Source organism: Mesorhizobium sanjuanii (assembly GCF_002529485.1).
GTDB classification, from domain to species: Bacteria; Pseudomonadota; Alphaproteobacteria; order Rhizobiales; family Rhizobiaceae; genus Mesorhizobium; species Mesorhizobium sanjuanii.
On sequence record NZ_NWQG01000322.1, the window covers coordinates 1 to 866 of the forward strand.

Sequence of the window (866 nt, forward strand, 5' to 3'; positions counted from 1 at the left end):
GGGTTGAATCGCATGGCGACGAGGGCCGGCATATATAGGGCTTGGCGAACGTTGGCCCGGCCGCCGCGAATGAAGGCGCGGCCCGTCCATGTGCCCGATTGACGGGCGACCGGAGCGAGGCCGGCGAGGCTTGCGGCTTCTGGCGGCTCGAGGGTTCCGAGTTCCGGCATATCGATGATGAGCGCGAATGCGGTGGCGTGCGAGACGCCGGGTATGCTGGTCAGGATGTCGAGGCGCTGGACAAGGTCGGGATCGGCTTTGATGAGCGCAAGGATCGTCTGATCGAGATCTCCGAGGTGCCGTTGGATCTGCTTCAGCCGCTCGCCGTTGTGGCGCCTGAGCAAGGCAAGGGTCAGGGTCTTGGCTCTGTTCCTGGCTGCGGTGCGATCCTTGATCAGAGCCGCACGGGCCATGTGCAGATCCTTGAGTTCATTGAGCAGTGCGCTGCGAAGCGGTCGCGCCGTCAAAGCGAGCACTGCCCCCATGCGCGCCAGCATGGCGGCGTCGCATCGGTCGGTCTTGGCCAGCTTGCCGGTCGCCTCCGCGAAGCGGCGCGCCTGGCGCGGATTGACCTTGACCAACGGCAGTCCGGCCGCGGCGAGCCGGCACTCAAACCCGCGATGGTAAGCTCCGGTCGGCTCGTAGACGATTCGGGTGACTTCGGAACCGATCCAGCGCATCAGCGCTTTGTGGCCCTTGGCGTTGTTGTCGAAGTGGCGGCTCTCGCCGTTGGGGAAGCGATAGGCGTCCAGCGCCTCTTTCGAGATGTCGACGCCAATGGTAATCTCGTTCATCTTTTGCCGTGCCTCTGCTTGTCATGCGCAGCTCAAACTGCGCGTATCCGTTCAGGCCTTCGGGAAAAGACG

At 64.1% G+C, this 866-nt stretch carries 1 protein-coding gene; it reads right to left on the minus strand.

Going from position 1 to position 866, the window contains the following annotated elements:
• Positions 1 to 794: IS110 family RNA-guided transposase (locus CN311_RS31690; protein WP_097577492.1), on the minus strand; the 794-nt coding region annotated here is incomplete at its 3' end.
• Positions 795 to 866 lie beyond the last annotated feature (72 nt).